At 57.2% G+C, this 14302-nt stretch carries 14 protein-coding genes; 2 read left to right on the top strand and 12 right to left on the bottom strand.

Features of this window, described 5'->3' with window-relative positions; all coding sequences use genetic code 11:
• Position 1: 1 nt before the first annotated feature.
• The 6 genes from IEW12_RS18760 to glpD form a co-directional block, all read right to left on the bottom strand.
• Positions 2-295, bottom strand: coding sequence for a DUF2160 domain-containing protein (locus IEW12_RS18760; RefSeq protein ID WP_188567638.1), 294 nt, complete (start codon positions 293-295; stop codon positions 2-4).
• A 4-nt stretch (positions 296-299) separates the two neighbouring features.
• On the bottom strand, positions 300-1118 hold the full coding sequence (locus IEW12_RS18755; RefSeq protein WP_188567637.1) for a carbohydrate ABC transporter permease: 819 nt from the start codon (positions 1116-1118) through the stop codon (positions 300-302).
• Positions 1115-1984 (bottom strand): carbohydrate ABC transporter permease, encoded by an 870-nt coding sequence (locus IEW12_RS18750; RefSeq protein ID WP_188567636.1) that lies wholly within the window; start codon positions 1982-1984, stop codon positions 1115-1117. Before IEW12_RS18750 ends, IEW12_RS18755 begins: the two co-directional genes overlap by 4 nt.
• A complete protein-coding gene (locus tag IEW12_RS18745; protein ID WP_188567635.1) occupies positions 1984-3081 on the bottom strand; it encodes an ABC transporter ATP-binding protein in 1098 nt (365 codons plus the stop codon). The genes IEW12_RS18750 and IEW12_RS18745 overlap by 1 nt, the downstream gene beginning before the upstream one ends.
• A gap of 2 nt (positions 3082-3083) precedes the next feature.
• Positions 3084-4190, bottom strand: a complete 1107-nt coding sequence (locus IEW12_RS18740) for an ABC transporter ATP-binding protein (RefSeq protein WP_229751223.1) — start codon at positions 4188-4190, stop codon at positions 3084-3086.
• Positions 4191-4292: 102 nt separating this feature from the next.
• Positions 4293-5837, bottom strand: coding sequence for a glycerol-3-phosphate dehydrogenase (glpD, locus tag IEW12_RS18735; protein ID WP_188567634.1), 1545 nt, complete (start codon positions 5835-5837; stop codon positions 4293-4295).
• Positions 5838-6012: 175 nt separating this feature from the next.
• Here glpD and IEW12_RS18730 point away from each other — a divergent pair, with 175 nt between their 5' ends.
• Positions 6013-6774 (top strand): DeoR/GlpR family DNA-binding transcription regulator, encoded by a 762-nt coding sequence (locus IEW12_RS18730; protein ID WP_188567633.1) that lies wholly within the window; start codon positions 6013-6015, stop codon positions 6772-6774.
• An 11-nt stretch (positions 6775-6785) separates the two neighbouring features.
• On the opposite strand, the gene pcp is transcribed toward IEW12_RS18730, so the two are convergent.
• Both pcp and IEW12_RS18720 read right to left on the bottom strand, forming a co-directional pair.
• Positions 6786-7430 carry a pyroglutamyl-peptidase I gene (gene pcp / locus IEW12_RS18725; protein WP_188567632.1) on the bottom strand — a complete coding sequence of 215 codons (645 nt, stop codon included), beginning with the start codon at positions 7428-7430 and terminating at the stop codon, positions 6786-6788.
• 101 nt (positions 7431-7531) lie between these two features.
• Positions 7532-9160 carry a tetratricopeptide repeat-containing diguanylate cyclase gene (locus IEW12_RS18720; RefSeq protein ID WP_188567631.1) on the bottom strand — a complete coding sequence of 543 codons (1629 nt, stop codon included), beginning with the start codon at positions 9158-9160 and terminating at the stop codon, positions 7532-7534.
• 387 nt (positions 9161-9547) lie between these two features.
• On the opposite strand from IEW12_RS18720, the gene IEW12_RS18715 reads away from it, so the two are divergent.
• On the top strand, positions 9548-10321 hold the full coding sequence (locus IEW12_RS18715) for a transporter substrate-binding domain-containing protein (protein ID WP_229751222.1): 774 nt from the start codon (positions 9548-9550) through the stop codon (positions 10319-10321).
• Between the two features lie 14 nt (positions 10322-10335).
• Here IEW12_RS18715 and IEW12_RS18710 read toward each other — a convergent pair whose 3' ends face one another.
• The 4 genes from IEW12_RS18710 to IEW12_RS18695 all read right to left on the bottom strand — a co-directional run bounded on the left by IEW12_RS18710 (position 10336) and on the right by IEW12_RS18695 (position 14302).
• Positions 10336-10839, bottom strand: coding sequence for a hypothetical protein (locus IEW12_RS18710; RefSeq protein WP_229751221.1), 504 nt, complete (start codon positions 10837-10839; stop codon positions 10336-10338).
• 201 nt (positions 10840-11040) lie between these two features.
• Positions 11041-12258: a tetratricopeptide repeat protein gene (locus IEW12_RS18705; protein ID WP_188567630.1), complete on the bottom strand. Its 1218-nt coding sequence runs from the start codon at positions 12256-12258 to the stop codon at positions 11041-11043.
• Between the two features lie 51 nt (positions 12259-12309).
• Positions 12310-13533 carry an ABC transporter permease gene (locus IEW12_RS18700; RefSeq protein WP_229751220.1) on the bottom strand — a complete coding sequence of 408 codons (1224 nt, stop codon included), beginning with the start codon at positions 13531-13533 and terminating at the stop codon, positions 12310-12312.
• Positions 13534-13564: 31 nt separating this feature from the next.
• Positions 13565-14302, bottom strand: a complete 738-nt coding sequence (locus tag IEW12_RS18695) for an ABC transporter ATP-binding protein (protein WP_188568019.1) — start codon at positions 14300-14302, stop codon at positions 13565-13567.

Raw genomic sequence — 14302 nt, 5'->3', positions numbered from 1 at the left:
TTCAACCCCAGCGCATCACCATCACCAACAACACAAAAGCAATTCCTGCGGCAAAGCCCTGATGGACATCCGTGAGCCCGGCCCAGGCAAGATTAAAATAAGCAGCACCCAGCAGACCTATGAACAGGCGATCGCCGCGCGTGGTCGGAATCGGCAGCCAGCCCTTGCGCTCGACGGACGGCGACTTGATCTGCCAGATCGTCATACCCACCAGCATCAGTACGATACAGGTAAAAAAGATGGCGACCGGCATGGTCCAGGTCATCCACGCGAATGCATTCTGCAAGCTTTCCATATTCTTATACCCTTCCCATCGCAAAACCCTTGGCGATGTAATGACGGACAAACCAGATCACCAGCGCCCCCGGCACTATCGTCAACACACCGGCGGCGGCCAGCACGCCCCAGTCCATGCCGGCAGCCGATACGGTGCGGGTCATGATCGCGGTAATCGGCTTGGCATCCACCGAGGTCAGCGTGCGCGCCAACAGCAATTCCACCCAACTGAACATGAAGCAGAAGAAAGCCGTTACGCCTATACCGGACTTGATCAGCGGCAGGAAGATACGGATGAAAAAACGCGGGAAGCTGTAACCGTCGATATACGCCGTCTCATCGATCTCCTTCGGTATGCCGGACATGAAACCCTCCAGTATCCACACTGCCAGCGGCACATTGAATACCATGTGCGCCAACGCGACGGCAATGTGCGTATCCATCAGACCTACCGATGAATACAACTGGAAAAACGGCAGCAGGAATACCGCCGGCGGCGTCATGCGGTTGGTCAGCAGCCAGAAGAACAGGTGCTTGTCGCCGAGGAAGGAGTAGCGCGAAAACGCATAGGCGGCAGGCAGGGCGACCGTAACCGACATCAACATGTTCATCACCACATAGATGCTGGAGTTGATGTATCCGCTATACCAGGATGAGTCGGTAAAGATGACCTTGAAGTTGGCAAAGGTCAGGTTGGCAGGCCATAGGCTGAGCGTACTGACGATTTCCTCATTCGTCTTCAAGGACATGTTCAGCATCCAGTAAATCGGCAGCAGCGACAGCAGCAGGTAGACCACCAGGCCGAGGTTGGAAAAGTATTTACGCTTGGAATTCGGCGTCATTTCTTGTCTCCCGTGCCTACCCTCTGCATCCAGGTATACAGTACAAAACAGAACAGCAGGATGATCAGGAAATAGATCAGCGAAAATGCCGCCGCCGGCCCCAGGTCAAACTGGCCCACGGCTTTCTGCGTGAGATACTGCGACAGGAAAGTGGTCGCATTACCCGGACCGCCCCCGGTCAACACAAAGGGTTCGGTATAGATCATGAAGCTGTCCATGAAGCGCAGCAGCACAGCAATCATCAGTACATTACGCATCTTCGGCAACTGGATGAAGCGAAAGACCGCCAGCCGGGACGCACCGTCTATCCGCGCTGCCTGGTAGTAGGCATCCGGGATCGAACGCAAGCCCGCATAGCACAGCAAGACTACCAGCGGCGTCCAGTGCCAGATATCCATCACCAGCACGGTGACCCAGGCATCTACCGAGCTGCCGGTATAGTTATAGCTGACGCCCATGCTGTTGACGGCATAGCCCAGCAGGCCGATGTCGCTGCGGCCGAAAATCTGCCAGATGGTGCCGACCACATTCCAAGGTATCAGCAAAGGCAGGGCCAGCAGCACCAGCGACAGCGAAGCCTTCCAGCCGTCGGCCGGCATGGCCAGCGCCACCAGTATTCCCAGAGGCAGTTCTATTGCCAGTACCGACAGCGAAAATATCATCTGCCGCCACAAGGCCTCGTGCAGATCGCTGTCGCGCATCACGCTCTTGAACCATTCCATCCCGACAAAAACTTTCTGCGTTGGGCTGATGATGTCCTGCACCGAGTAATTGACGATGGTCATCAAGGGCATGATCGCTGAAAAAGCGACGCAGATAATCACAGGCAGGATCAGGAACCAGGCGCGGTTGTTATAGGTTTTCATCAGGCCACCCGCTTATCGTTGACATAAAACAGCGTTCTTTGAGCAGGGAAAAGCAGATGCACGTCACTGCCGACCGAGAAGTTTGCCACATGCAGTTTTGCAGCGACATGGTGCTCGCCGAGCTTGAACTCCGCCAGGAAATGCGTTCCCATATTTTTTAGCGAAACCGCCTGCGCCGGCAAAGCGCCCGGCTGCTGCGCATCACAGACTTCGACAAATTCAGGACGTATGCCCAGGGTGAGCTTGTCGCTCGCACCGCCCGAAGCCCTGGCGATAGAGGCCAAAGCGGTGTCCGTCACCGCAAAGCGGCTGTTACCGACATTCACGCCGCCATCCTGCACGGTGCAGGACAATAAGTTCATGCCCGGATTGCCGATGAAGTAGCCGACAAAGGTATGCTCAGGTTCTTCAAACAGGGCTTGCGCGCTGCCGGTCTGCACCACCTCTCCTTGCGTCATCACCACCACCTGATCAGCAAAGGTCAGCGCCTCAACCTGATCGTGCGTGACATAGATCAGCGACAGCTTCAGCTCATGATGGATTTCTTTCAGCTTGCGCCGCAACAACCATTTCAGGTGCGGGTCGATCACCGTCAGGGGTTCATCGAACAGCACGGCGGCCACGTCGGGCCGCACCAGGCCGCGCCCGAGCGAGATCTTTTGCTTCGCATCGACCGCCAGGCCGCTGGCCCTGTGCTTCAGGTCGCCGGACAATTCCAGCATCTCTGCCACTTGCTCTACGCGCTTACGGGTTTCCGCTTCCTTCCAACCGCGGTTGCGCAAGGGGAAGGCGAGATTGTCGAATACCGTCATCGTGTCGTAGATCACCGGGAACTGGAATACCTGCGCGATATTGCGCGCCTCGGTAGGCAGATCGGTGACATCCTTGCCGTCGAACAGCACCCGTCCATGCGATGGCCGCACCAGGCCGGAGATGATATTCAGCAGCGTAGTCTTGCCGCAGCCGGAAGGCCCGAGCAAGGCATAGGCTCCGCCATCGTCCCAGGTCTTGCTCATGGGGCGCAGCGCATAATCGGAAGGCTGCGACGGATTCGGGCGGTAGGCATGCGCCAGGTCGACTAATTCTATTCTGGCCATGCTTATGCTCCCGCCTGTCTGTTTTGCGCAGGAGCAAACAACAATGCCCCGTCGCGGCTGAAGATGAACAAGTCATCCGGCCTGAAGTACATCTTGCACAGGCTGCCCAGCGGCAGATCATGGACGCCGCCCAGTTGCGCCACCAGCGAGATATCGGCACCGCGATGGCTATGTATATAGGTTTCCGAGCCGCTGATTTCCGCCAGGTCCACCTCGGCCTCTATCGCCATCTCGCCGCCAAATTGCGGCGAGAGCCGTAGGCTATGCGCGCGCAGACCCAGGATCACATCTTTGTGCGGCGCAGCCCGCTGCACTTGTTCAGCATTGAGCGCAATGGCAATCCCTGCCCCCAGTTGCGCCTGCCCTCGCGCATCAATCTGCGCATTGATCAGGTTGATAGGTGGATCACTGAAGGTGCGCGCGGCCTGTATCGAGTTGGGCGCATTGAACACATCCAGCGTCGCGCCCTGCTGCAGCATGCGCCCCTCGTGCAGCACGACCGTGTGCCCGCCCAGTTGCAGGGCTTCCAGCGGTTCAGTCGTCGCATACACGACTGTGGTTTTTCCTTCGGAGAACAGCTCGGTCAGCTCCCTCCGTAACTCTTCGCGCAGCTTGTAGTCCAGGTTCACCAGCGGCTCATCCAGCAGCAGTAGTTCTGAATCCTTGATCAGCGCACGTGCCAGAGCGGTACGCTGTTGCTGGCCGCCGGACAGTTCTGCCGGTAGGCGCTCCAGATACGGGGTGATATGCAGGCGCTCGGCCATGTCCAGCACGCGGCTGCGGATTTGCTGTTCCGGTAATTTGCGCAGGCGCAGCGGCGATGCAATATTGTCGAATACGGTGAAGGCCGGATAATTGATGAACTGCTGGTACACCATGGCCAGATCGCGATGGCGTACCGATACGCCGGTCACATCCTGGCCGTTGACCATGACCTTGCCTGCAGTGGGCTTGTCCAGTCCCGCCATCAGACGCATCAGCGTCGTCTTGCCTGCCTGCGTAGTACCCAGCAGCACATTGATCGTGCCGGGCACCAGCTGCAGCGATAGCGGATACATGTGATCTTCAGCACCATACTTCTTGCTGACATTTTCCAATGCAAGTTGCACTCTGTCTTCCTCCGTTTTTACAGCGTCGTTTTGCGGCGTCGTTTTTTTTGCAGCGTCTCTTGACGGACGTCAGCTTCTTACATTTACTACTGTCGTTACAAATCAGGCCTGTGCGGCCAGCCTGGCGTCTTGTTGTGCGAGTATCCAGGCATCCAGTCTTTCCGCACTTCCTGCTGGCACATGCAGGCCCAGCTTGGAGCGCCGCCACAAAATGTCGGCCGCGCAACGCGCCCATTCATGCTGCATCAGATAGTCCACTTCTGCTGCAAACAACCCCGGCGCAATCTCGGCCCCCATGTCCGCGAGCGTGCGCCTGTCCGACAGCAAGCTCTTGACGCGGGTGCCGTAAGCACGCGCGTAGCGGGCGACCAATGCTGGCGAAAGCCAAGCATACACTTGTTGCAAGTTTTGTACGAATTGTTCGAACTCCCGCACCGAGCGATTGCTCGGCTTGTCGCCGAACAGGTCGCCGCCAGGCAGGCAGCTACCGGCGGTCCAGGCACCGTGCCGGTTATCAAGCGACGGCGAAATCAGGTCTACCGCTTCTTCCGCCAGCTTGCGGAAGGTCGTGATCTTTCCACCAAATACAGTCAGCAGAGGCGCGCCTTGCTGGTCCAGCTCGAAGCGGTAGTCGCGGGTGACTGCTTTGGCATCGGCAGCTTCATCTTCCACCAGCGGCCGCACACCTGAATAAGACCACACCACTTCATCCGGCGTGATCTGCTTGCTGAAATATTGGCTGCTCAACTGGCATAGATAGGCAATCTCATCGCTGTCTATCGCTACCTGGTTGATATCGCCGTGATAGTCGATATCGGTCGTTCCTATCAGCGTAAAGTCATCTTCGTACGGGATGGCAAATACGATGCGGCCATCCGGGTGCTGGAAAATATAGGCGTAAGGATGTTCGAACAGACGCTTGACGATGATATGGCTGCCCTTGATCAGGCGCAGCGTCTTGCCGCTGGTTTGCGGAGTTGCAGTCTGCAGGAAGTGGGCTGCCCATGGGCCGGTGGCATTGACCAGGCAGCGGGCGCTGACTTCCAGTTGCCCGCCGTCCTCACTGCGCAGGCTTGCCTGCCAGCGGCCGTCTTTTTGCACGGTTTTTTCGCAACTGGTACGGGTCAGTATGATCGCGCCTTTTTCTGCGGCGGCAATGGCATTCAGCACAACCAGGCGCGCGTCATTGACCCAGCCGTCCGAATACTCGAAACCACGGGTAAATTCAGATTTCAGCGGCTGGCCCGCCGCATGCGTCTTCAGGTTGATGCCGCGAGACCCCGGCAGCAGGTCGCGGTGCGCCAGGTGATCGTACATGAACAGCCCGGCCCGTATCATCCAGGCCGGCCGCTGCCCCTGGGCATGCGGCATCACAAAGCGCAAGGGCCACATGATGTGCGGTGCGGAACGCAGCAGCACTTCGCGCTCTATCAGCGCCTTGCGCACCAGGTTGAATTCGTAGTATTCAAGATAGCGCAGGCCGCCGTGTATCAGCTTGGTGGATGCCGAAGAAGTGTGTGCGGCCAGGTCATCCTTTTCGCACAGGATCACGGACAAGCCGCGCCCCGCCGCGTCACGCGCGATGCCCGCGCCATTGATGCCGCCGCCGACTACCAGTACATCACAATCCAGATTGCGCTGCGCCATCTTCGTCTCTCGGGTTCAGGATCCGGCCACAACCAAATTTAACGCTATGCAGGAAATGCAGGTGTGGTTAAGATTACATATCTATAAGATACGACAAAATACGAACACCAAGCAACAGTTTTATGTAATTATTTGTTCGTTTCTTTTCGTTTCATCAAATACTCATACCAAAACCATGATCCTGAATCCTCGCCAAAGAGCGTTATTGGATGCTGTCCGGCAACATCTGACCATCTCGGTAGAAGAGCTGGCGCTGCAGCTAGAAGTAACGCCGCAGACCGTCAGGCGCGACGTAAAGCTGATGGAAGAGGCCAAGCTGCTGGCACGCTACCATGGCGGCGTAGGGATGCCTTCCTCGGTAGAAAATATCGATTACAGCCAGCGCCAGGTACTCAACAGCGATGCCAAGCGGCGCATTGCCGGTGCAGTAGCACGGCAAGTGCCCGCCGGCTGCTCGCTCTTGATCAACATCGGTACCACGACCGAAGAAGTGGCACGCGCGCTGACGCATCACCAGGGCCTGCATGTGGTAACCAATAACCTGAATGTGGCAGCGATCCTGTCCGACAATCCCAAATGCGAAGTGATTGTCGCCGGCGGGGTTTTGCGCGGCCGCGATCGCGGCATAGTCGGTGAAGCGACCATAGACTTCATCCGCCAGTTCAAGGTGGACATAGGCATTATCGGCATTTCCAGCATCGACGAGGACGGCAGCCTGCGTGACTTTGACGCTCGCGAAGTCAAGGTCGCGCAGACCATCATAGAGCAATCGCGTGAAGTGTGGCTAGTGGCCGACCAGGACAAGTTCGGCCGCAAGGCGTTGGTCCGGATGGCCCATTTGTCGCAGGTGGACTGCCTGTTTACCGATGCCAAGCCGCCGGCCGCATTTGCGCGCGTGCTGCAGCAGGCCAAGGTGAAGGTCGTAGTAGCAAACTAGCAAACTAGGACCTAGTGCGTTTGCCCGCCCTGCAGCTTTGCATCTTTGGTGACGGCGACCGTCGTCTGCAGCACAATTTTCAATCCCGCTATGACTGTGTCCAATGCCATGCTGGCTGCACCGGCATGGCGCGCCGCCTGTTCGGGCAAATACGGGATGTGGATAAAGCCGCCGCGCACATGCGGGTGATGTGTCGCCACCAGATGCGACAGCCCATAGAAAATATGATTGCAGACATAGGTGCCGGCGGTTTGCGATACCGCTGCCGGGATCCCTGCAGCAGTCAGCGCCGCCACGATGGATTTGATCGGCAAACCCGAAAAATACGCTGCCGGGCCGCCGGCAATGACAGGCTCGTCTATAGGCTGGCGGCCGGCGTTGTCCGGTATGCGCGCGTCATCGACATTAATCGCAACCCGCTCCACTTCCAAGCAGGGTACGCCGCCGGCTTGCCCTATGCATACCACGATATCGGGCTGCAGCTCGGCCATCGCCTGCTGCAGCCTGGCGATGCTGGCACCGAAAACACAGGGCAGTTCCAGCGCAGTGACCTGATGCCCGCCCAGGCTCATGCCATGCAGGCGCCGTGCTGCTTCCAGCGCGGGATTCACAGTCTCACCGTCAAAAGGCTCAAAGCCTGTCACCAAGATTGTCATTGCCTGTTCCCATAAAAAATCAGCCCCGAGCGGGGCTGAACGACATCCAGAGTCATATCCACAAACGGCGCATTGCAGGGGCCAAGGCTAATGCTGCCGGATCAGGCCTTCTCCACCCGATTGCGGCCATTGCGCTTGGCGCGGTACAGCGCGCTGTCAGCCCGTGTCATCATGCCTTTCAGGTCGTCGCCGGTCTGTATATGCGTGACACCGAAACTCATCGTGACACGCAAGCCGGGCGCGATCACGCCCCAGTCATAATTTTCTATCGCCTTGCGAATACGGTTGCAGGCTTCCACCGAGCGGGCTTCCTTGGTGCGGTCCAGCACCAGCGCGAATTCCTCGCCGCCTATGCGCGCGGCCATGTCGCCAGAGCGCAGGCAGGAACGGATCAATGCGCCTACATGCCGCAGCACATCGTCGCCGACCAAGTGCGAGTGAGTATCGTTGACCTGCTTGAAGAAATCGATGTCCGCCATCGCAAAGGTGATGTTGGTGGTGCGCCCGGTCAGGCGCTGCTCCATCTGGTCTTCCAGCGCGCGCCGATTGGGCAGGCCGGTCAGCATGTCCTCATGCACCTGCACCCGCAATGTACGGTTGAAGTCTTCCAGCTGGTTGACCCTGGACTTGTGCGCCTCGGCTTCCTGCTGCACCCTTTCCAGGTCCATCTTAGCGGCGAATATCTGCGCACTGATCTGGGCCCGCTGGTCGCGCGACTTTAAGGTCACGGCATGGAATTCCTTGTACACCGTCAGCGCGGCGGCAAAGTCCTTGCAGCTCTCCTGCGCGGAAGACATCATCTTCAGCAGATCGGACAGATGCGGATAATTCCCCAGGCGCAAGGCAACGTCGCGTGCTTCCACCAGGCTGTTGATCGCTTCCGGTATCTTGTCCATGCGTATCAGCAGCGCACCTATCCTGACCTTGATATCCAGCTCTTCCTTGGTAAAACCCAGGCCGGACAGTTCATGCAGCGAAGATTCCAGTTGCTGCAGAGCCTGGCTATATTCACCGCGCTCTTCCAGCGCATGCGCCAGCGTCTCGTTGGCCATCAGTTGTATGCGCACCATGCCGGATTCGTGTGCATACACCAGCGACTGGCGCGCAAAATTAATCGCGTCGTCCAGCATGCCGACCTCAGCTGCCTTGCCCGCTTCGCGCAATTCCTCATACAGGCTGACCAGGCTGTCGGCCCAGTTATTCATGGACCGGGCCAGGCCGCCCTTGTCCGCAATGGACTGGCATAAGGCGGCGGCGTCACGAAAAATTTCTATGCCGCGTTCAAACTGGTGCGTAAACAGGAAAACCACGCCCAGCGTAATCAATACGTGCGGATATCTTTGCTGATCGTCGATCTGGCGCAACAGCGCAATCGCTTTTTCACAGTATTCCAGCGCGCTATTGGTATCGCCGAAGGCGATGAAGGCGCGAGCCAGACCGTGCAAAATATCAACCTTCAAATCCAGGCTCTTGCTTTGTTCCGCGTATTCCAGCGCTGCCTCAAAATCACGCATCCCCATAGGATCATGAAAAATGATGCGGCAATTGCCCAACTTGCAATATAGCTCGCTCAATAAACGGAGGCCACCCTCTTGCTCTGCCAGGCGCACTGCCTGCTCCAGCAAACCTATGGTTTGATCCGGACGGCTGTCGATAGCAGCCTCTATGTCGGCGAGCAAACGCGACAAAGCAGAGTCGTACTGAAGGTTTCCTATCGATTGGTGTGACAAATTCGCAGCTCCGATCCGTTTCATAAGGCCATCACTCGCGGGTAACGTTAACGCTGAATTCACGCTGAACCTGTGCAAGAAAATGCAGCATCCGGGATACCCTGCCCCTATAGCTACAATCATGACAGGAAATCGCCGTTTTTAACTGAAAGAATACTCTGATTAGGCTTTTTTTCGCATATTTGATGTATTTTATTCGGTTTCCGGGTGGAAAATAATGCATGGCGATTGGCCTGCCTCCATTTTTCCGTTCAATCATGACACAGGCTCTACTTTGGTGACGGCCGGCCGCAGTCTCTGAAACAATTCAAAATTGCAAACCTGACTACACCACATCATAATGAACATGCCTCTCGACAACTCCGCTGCACCATTGACGACACACTCATGCCTGTGACAAAGTTCAACGCCGCTCCCCTGCTGGCTGCTGCCGTGGCCGCCGTCTTGGCCGGCTATGCCGCCAGTTGCTCAGCCCAGACACTGACGGTGGCATGGCGCAACAAACCTCCGCACCAGTACATAGAAAACCATGTCGAAAAAGGCATATTGCTGGACCGGGCCAAACAAGTATTCAGCGAAGCGCAGTTGCCGGCAAAATTTGTCGAAGAGCCGGCCAAACGCATCTGGAACAACTTCAAGATAGGCACCCGCAATTACTGCTCGATAGGCTGGTACCGCATCCCCGAAAGGGAGTCGCTGGTGCAGTTCAGTATGATTTTCCACACCGATCCGCCGCATACCTTGCTGGTAGGTCCGGCGGCTGTCGCTCCGGTACTAGCCCACAAAACCCTGGCATCGCTGATGTCCGACGAGACGCTGACCCTGGGCGTGGTCGACGGTGTTTCCTACGGCCCGGAGCTGGACGCCCTGATCAGCAAAAGCCGTAACCGCATAGAGCGCAGCACGACGGCTCCGATGGTGATGGCGAATATGATCAGTGCCGACCGGGCTTCCTACATGTTCATCGACAGGGAAGACTGGGAATTCCTGCATGACAGGGACAGGAGCATGCAAGGTACAACGCAGGTCGATCTGAAAGGCATGCCGCAAGGCCTGGACCGTTACATCGTCTGCAGCAAGGATGTGCCTGCCGCGACCATGAACAAGATCAACCGGGTGCTTGCCCGGCTGGTGCCGCAGAAAAAAACAACGTCCGGGTAAGCTGAACAATCGCACTAATGGTGCAGGCGCTCTTCATCATGGGTGCGCAGCCAGGTCAGTTGCAGGATGCGTGCATCGCTGCTGGCCCTGTGCCTGGCGACTCTCAGCTCGTCCACCACGCGCGACTTGGTGCTATGCCACGCAGACTCCTGCCTGGGCGTGATCACCTGGCGTAGGTCTTCCAGCCGGAACCGGGGTACTGCCTGAGCGGCCTCGAACAAGCGCGCCATCCAGACATAATCCTGGGCCCAGCCATCGGTGTACACCGTATTGCCATTGAGGAAAAAGTTCAGCTGTTCGGCGACGAACACCGCAGAGCGGCCACGTTCAACCAGGATTTCACGCGGAATGTGATGGGTGCGCGCAGCGTCGATATCCCAGTGCTGCCAGTCATGCTCGGGCCGGATCAGCGTGCACCAGCCTTCACCATGGCGCCCGGAAAATCCGACTTCGATAGGATAGCTGCCAGCACCAAATCCGGAAGCCTCGAAATCGATAATGATGGGAACGGTCATCATCGCGCTACCTCCATTGCAGGACAGCGATCGTAGGGAACATCGTCTCTGCTGAAGCGCTCAGCAGGGATACGGGCAGGTCAGGCTTCATCGAATACTCGCAAAATTGAAAATCATGGCGAGACCGTATGCAATCATTGTGCCCGAAATTCAATTCAAAGCAAATTATTTGACAACTGTTTTTCTGCCGCCCGGCTTATAGTCTCATTCCAGTTTCGCCAAACGTTGCCTGGCATCATCGGCCTGTGCAAATTTGGGGCTGATTTGCAGCGCACGCTTATAGGCCGCCACAGCTTCAGTCTTTTGTCCGCTTTCCTCTCTGACAACACCGAGATGATAAAAGTAATCCGGTGCAGGAGTGCCGCTGCTGGTAATGGATTCCAGCAATGCCAGCGCTGCCTTGTTGTCGCCGCGCGCGCGCTTGACCCAGGCATAGGTATCTTTCAACGAAGCCTCGTTCGGAAACAATTGCACTGCCTTGGCGCCCCAGCGCTCTGCATCATCCAGTCTTTCCTTGCGGTCAGCGGCCATCCAGGCAAGATTATTATAGGCAACTACCAGCTTGTCGTTCAGGCGCAACGCAGTTTCATAGGCAGTGTATGCTTCCGGCCATTGTTTTTCCTGCTGGTAATACATACCCAGCCTGAGCTGGATGTCTTCCGACAGCGGTGCCAGTTTGGCCGCCTCCTGCAGCGAGCCTATCGCAGCTTTGACATTGCCTTGAGCCACTTGCAACTGGGTCAGAGCCATCAAGGGCTGCGGGCTCGTTGGAGCAAGGCTGCGCGCCTTTTCCAGTGCGGGCGCCGCATGCTCAAAGTCCTTCATGGCAAGAAAAGCCATACCCTGGCCTAACTGCGCCGGTGCTATATCCGGATTCATCTTGATGACCCGGCCATAATACTCAGCCGCCTTGTCCGGCCTTTTCATTGCATTGAAATACAGGTCGGCAAGCGCCATCAAAGGCAATTGCGCCTTCGGCTCCAGCTCGGCAGCCTTCAGCAATTCCTTTTCCGCTTCGGGTGCGCGTCCCCGCAGATACAAGGCTGTACCCAGGACCACACGACTGCGGGCGTCAGCGGGCGCCAGCTCAACCGCTTTACGCAGCAGGCGCAAGGATTCGTCATCATGGCCCTTGAGCCGCTCGACTTCAGCCAGGCCAATCACAGGCATAGGCGACTTGGGTTGTTTCAGCATCGCTTGCCTGAACAGCTTGTCGGCCTGGTCCAGGTCTTTGTTGCGCAGCGCATTCACCGCCTGATCATATTCCGGCGAAGTCTTGGGTTTGGCCGCGGCATTGGAAGCAGCAGGTGCTGCAAAACCCGGCGCCTGGCCAGTCGCGGCGGGATTATCCACACCGGCCCAGCCTGCGCCAGAAACTGCAAGCAATACCAGCAGACTCAGATTTTTCAATTTATATGTCATGGCGGGCTTTCTGAACAAATAAAGTGGGGAAGCTGCCGTCAATATACGCCTTTATTCATAGCGCAGACAATCCACGGGCAGCAAACGCGACGCACGGCGCGCCGGATAGAATCCAAAAAAGATACCGACAAAGCTGGCAAAGCCACAGGCAATGATCATCGCCCCGGCACCGACGACCACCTCCAGCGTGCCGGTGGAGGTGATCGCCGCGGCACCTCCCACTGCGCATAAAATACCGAGTATGCCTCCCACCAGGCAAATCACCACTGCCTCAGTCAGAAATTGCAGCAAGACATCGCGCGGCTTTGCACCTATCGCCATGCGTATGCCTATCTCACGGGTGCGTTCGGTCACCGATACCAGCATGATGTTCATGATGCCTATGCCCCCCACTACCAGCGAAATCGCGCCGATGGCACCCAGCATCGCCGACAGCCCGGCGCTGATCTTTGCGCCGGTCTCGGCGATGGATGCCAGGTTATCTATGCGAAAATCATCCGGCTGGTCCAGCCGTATCCTGTGCCGGTCACGCAAGACCTCCTTGATATCTTCGTCGGCATCCTTCAGCAGCTTTTCATTTTTCCCCTGTACCACCACATAGTGCACATTGCTGGGGAAGGCGCTGCGCATCAGCGTGGCGCGCGCAGTCGTGATGGGGATCAGCACCATATCGCCCAGGTCGCCGCCATCAAACATGCGGCCCTCTCCCTGCAATACGCCAACCACCTGGAACGGCACATTATCGATACGGATGAATTTGCCAATAGGATTGCTCTTGTAGAAAAAATCCGCCGCGATCTTCTTCCCTATCACCACCATGCGGGCGGCACCGCGTATATCCGAGTCGCTAAAATAGTCGCCCTGCTCAACTTTCCAATTGCGCACTTTGAACATCGCCGGCGTGATTCCCAGTACCGCGTTATTGGAGTTTTCGCTGCCGGCAGATATCTGGAAAAAACCTTGCAGCGCAGGTGCAGCGCCGTTCAGGCTGGACAAGCCGTCCAGTGCCACTGCATCGTCCACCGATAACGAAGGCGCGGTGCCGGTGCGGGCCTTCACCCCTTGTGTGCGGTTGGCGCCGGGAGAGATGATCATCAGGTTGCTGCCCAATACTTCCAGCTCCTTGCTGATGAACTTGCGCGCACTATCGCCCACCGCCAGCATCATCACCACCGAAGTAATACCAATGATGATGCCCAGCATGGTCAGCGATGTGCGCAACCGGTTCGCGTTCATCGCGCGAAAGGCTTCGATAAAAACCTGGAGTAGATTCATGGAAATGCTTTCTTTGTCTGGTCAGGCCGGCTCAGGATGCCGGCTGCGCTGCGGCGGCTTCGTGGCTGAGCGCTAGTTGCCGCAGACCTTCTGCAGCCGGGCCGTCATACAGCACATGGCCGTCTTTCAGCCGCACCAGGCGCTTGCTGTAGGCAGCAATATCTGGTTCATGCGTTACCAGCAAGATGGTAATCCCGCGCTCCGCATTCAATTGCTGCAATGAACGCATGATCTCCACACTGGTCTGCGTATCCAGGTTGCCGGTCGGCTCATCGGCCAGTATCAGCGGCGGATCGCCGACCAGCGCCCTGGCGATTGCCACCCTTTGCTGCTGGCCGCCGGACAACTGGTTGGGCATGCGTTTGGCATAGTCCTGCAAACCCACCTTTTCCAGCTCCACTAATGCCTTCTTGTATGCCTTGTCGCGTGAGACGCCGGCGTAGATCAGCGGCAGCGCCACGTTCTCTGCCACGCTCATGCGCTTGATCAGGTTAAAGCTCTGGAATACAAAACCTATGGTGCGGTTGCGTATCGTCGCCAGCTCATTGCGCGACAGGCTAAGCGTATCCACGCCGTTCAGCTTATAGGTACCGCCGCTGGCCTGGTCCAGGCAGCCGAGAATATTCATCAGCGTGGATTTACCAGAGCCGGATTGTCCCATCACGGCCAGGAAATCGCCGTGCGGTACCAGCAGGTCTATGCCGAACAGCACCCGGGTTTCCACTCCTCCGGAAAAATAGCTCTTGGTAACCTGATGGATGTCTATCAG

This window comes from Parundibacterium terreum, from assembly GCF_014636315.1.
GTDB lineage: Bacteria > Pseudomonadota > Gammaproteobacteria > Burkholderiales > Burkholderiaceae_D > Undibacterium > Undibacterium terreum.
Note: the sequence above shows the minus strand (reverse complement) of the source record. Positions and strands in the feature narration are given on the sequence as shown.